Source organism: Nocardia abscessus NBRC 100374 (genome assembly GCF_000308455.1).
Classification (GTDB): Bacteria; Actinomycetota; Actinomycetes; order Mycobacteriales; family Mycobacteriaceae; genus Nocardia; species Nocardia abscessus.
Genome location: NZ_BAFP01000111.1, coordinates 1 through 3,209 on the forward strand (window position 1 = coordinate 1; position 3,209 = coordinate 3,209).

At 71.1% G+C, this 3,209-nt stretch carries 3 protein-coding genes; 2 read left to right on the forward strand and 1 reads right to left on the reverse strand.

The window, feature by feature from the left end; translation table 11 throughout:
* Positions 1-114 precede the first annotated feature (114 nt).
* A complete protein-coding gene (aroA, locus tag ON19_RS23295; RefSeq protein WP_043696821.1) occupies positions 115-1,407 on the forward strand; it encodes a 3-phosphoshikimate 1-carboxyvinyltransferase in 1,293 nt (430 codons plus the stop codon).
* Positions 1,404-2,405: a ribosome small subunit-dependent GTPase A gene (gene rsgA / locus ON19_RS23300; protein ID WP_083899574.1), complete on the forward strand. Its 1,002-nt coding sequence runs from the start codon at positions 1,404-1,406 to the stop codon at positions 2,403-2,405. Before aroA ends, rsgA begins: the two co-directional genes overlap by 4 nt.
* A gap of 9 nt (positions 2,406-2,414) precedes the next feature.
* Here rsgA and ON19_RS23305 read toward each other — a convergent pair whose 3' ends face one another.
* Positions 2,415-2,792 carry a YybH family protein gene (locus tag ON19_RS23305; protein ID WP_043696827.1) on the reverse strand — a complete coding sequence of 126 codons (378 nt, stop codon included), beginning with the start codon at positions 2,790-2,792 and terminating at the stop codon, positions 2,415-2,417.
* Between the last annotated feature and the right edge of the window lie 417 nt (positions 2,793-3,209).

The following is a 3,209-nucleotide window of genomic DNA, read 5'->3' on the forward strand; positions in this document are numbered from 1 at the left end:
GCCGCGTCCGCGACGCAGTCGCCAGCGGCGGTCGCTCGGACGCGAGCCACAAGGGGGCCGCGAACACCCAGCGCCGCAGGCGCTGGCAAACCGACACCGTGTGATGATGGACGAGTGAACTTCTGGCCAGCGCCCCATGTCGAGGTCCCCGTACATGCGACCGTGACCCTGCCCGGATCCAAATCGATCACGAACCGGGCGCTCATCCTGGCCGCCCTGGCCGACGGTCCCTCCACGATCACCGGCGCGCTGCGCAGCCGGGACACGAACCTGATGATCGCCGCGCTGCGCGCGCTCGGCGCGAACATCGAAGGCGCGCGCGACACCCTGACCGTCACCCCGGCGCCGCTGGGCGGCGGCACGGTCGACTGTGGCCTCGCGGGCACGGTGATGCGCTTCCTGCCGCCGGTCGCCGCGCTGGCGGCGGGCGATGTCGCGTTCGACGGTGACGAACAGGCCAGAATCCGCCCGCTGCGCACCATCCTGGACGCGCTGCGGGCGCTCGGCGCCGACGTCGACGGCGACACGCTGCCGTTCACCGTGCACGGCAAGGGCGCGCTGCGCGGCGGCACCGTGACGATCGATGCCTCCGGATCGTCGCAGTTCGTCTCCGGCCTGCTGCTGTCGGCCGCGCGCTTCGACGAGGGCCTGGTGGTACACCACGAGGGCAAGGCGCTGCCCTCGATGCCGCACATCGAGATGACCGTGGAGATGCTGCGCCACGCCGACGTGCGGGTACACGCGCCCGCGGACAGTTTCAAGGCGCAGACCTGGACCGTGGAGCACGGACCGATCCGCGCGGTGGACTGGGAGGTCGAGCCGGACCTGTCCAACGCCACCCCGTTCCTGGCCGCTGCCGCGGTCACGGGCGGCACGGTCAGCATCCCGCACTGGCCCCGGCTGACCACCCAGCCGGGTGACGTGATCCGCGAGATCCTCGTGCGCATGGGCGCGGAGGCGCGGATCTTCGACGGCGTGCTCACCGTGCACGGCCCCGACCGGCTCGCGGGCATCGACATCGACCTGCACGACGTGGGCGAGCTGACCCCCACCGTCGCCGCGCTGGCCGCGCTGGCCGACTCGCCGTCGGTGCTGCGCGGCATCTCCCATCTGCGCGGGCACGAGACCGACCGGCTGGCCGCGCTGTCCACCGAGATCAACCGGCTCGGCGGCAAGGTCACCGAGACCGACGACGGCCTGGAGATCCTGCCCACCGAGTTGCACGGCGGCAAATGGCATTCCTACGCCGACCACCGGATGGCCACGGCGGGAGCCATTCTCGGTCTCCGTGTGCCCGGCATCGAGATCGAGGACATCGGGACCACCGCCAAGACGCTGCCGAACTTCGTCGATCTCTGGGAGCGGATGCTCGAGCCCGCCTTATCCGATGAAGGAGCGGCGCGCTGACCCCGGGACGACGAACAACGGCCAGCTACGACGAATCCGACGTCCGGGTTCGGCCGGGGCGTAGCTCCCGTCCCCGCACCAAGACCCGGCCGCAGCACAGCGACGCCGAGTCGGCCATGGTGGTCGCGGTGGACCGGGGCCGCTGGGGGTGCGTCCTCGACGGCGATCCGGAGCGCCGGATCGTCGCGATGCGCGCTCGGGAGCTGGGCCGCACCCCGATCGTGGTCGGCGACCGAGTGGACGTGGTCGGCGATCTGTCCGGGCGCCAGGACAGCCTCGCTCGCATCGTTCGGGTCACCGACCGCCGAACTGTGTTGCGCCGCACCGCCGATGACACCGATCCGTACGAGCGAATCGTCGTCGGCAACGCCGAACGGCTGTTCATCGTGGTCGCGCTCGCCGACCCGCCCCCACGCACCGGCTTCGTGGAACGCGCCATGGTCGCCGCGTATGCCGGTGGGCTGCAACCGGTCCTGTGCCTGACCAAGCACGATCTGGCCATCGAATCCGAATTCGCCGCCCTCTTCGATGATCTCGACCTCGCCATCGTCTACGGAGGCATCGATGATCCGCTCGATCCGGTGCTGGAACTGCTCACCGATCACCTCACCGCGCTGATCGGCCACTCCGGCGTCGGCAAGTCCACGCTGGTCAATCGTCTCGTGCCGGACGCGGAGCGGGCGGTGGGCGAGGTGTCCGGGGTGGGCAAGGGCAAGCACACCTCCACACAGTCGGTCGCGCTCCCGCTGCCGACCGGCGGCTGGGTGATCGACACACCGGGCGTGCGCTCCTTCGGCCTGGCGCACATCACCCCGGACGATGTCATCGCCGCTTTCACCGATCTCGCCGATGCCATCGAGGACTGCCCGCGTGGCTGCACTCATCTCGGCCCGCCCGCCGACCCCGAATGCGCGTTGGACCAGCTCACCGGCAAGGAACACCGGGTGGCCGCCATCCGACGGCTGCTCGTCGCCCTGACCTCCAACGACTCCTGGTAGCCGGGACTTTCAGTGCCCGTCCGGCTGCCCGGGCGCGAACGGCCATTCTTCGAACCACGTGCAGCGGCCCGCGTCGTCGAAGCGCAGGATCCATAGGTCTCGCCACCGCGAGGGCGTGTCCCGCGCGTACTCCACCTCCACCCGGACCACCGCAGTGTCCCCGTCCACCGCGACGACGTCCGATCGCATAGTGAACGGCTCGCCGGGCCCGTCCCGGCCGCTTTCCCAGAAGTCGGCGAGCGCGCCGAGACCGGTGAGCGGCTGCGCCCACGGTGAGACGAGATACCCGGCGTCCACGGCGAACAGGTCGGCGAGCCGGTCGGTGCCCGCCGACCGCCAGGCTCGCTCGTATCCGGCGACCCATGCCTCGACAGCAGCGCGGTCCACGCCAGGAAGATACGCCGGTCCGCCCGGCGGTGCGCGCATTCCGCGAACCGGCCGCGTTTCCCGGGGCTCCGACCCGTCGCTTCGGTGCATCCCGCGAGCCGTCCCGGTCCGGCCACGTGGCGTCGGCGGCTCCAAGACCCAGTGGAACGCCTGGGCGAAAGTCGGCGCGACAAGGAACGATCATCGAAACCACGCCCGGGTCTTCGTCCACCGCACCGCCCAGGGATGGCGCATATCCTCGATCGAATTCGTCTGGCGGCACCCGGATTCACGCTGCGGCAGAGGGCGATACGGAAAGGCGAAGGCGCCCAGGGAGACCCTGGGCGCCTTCGGAGTTCCGCGGATCAGTGGCGGCGGCGGGACTTCGGGCCGCGCTTGCCCTTCGCGTCCGCGCGGGCCGCCTCGCGGCGCTCGCGG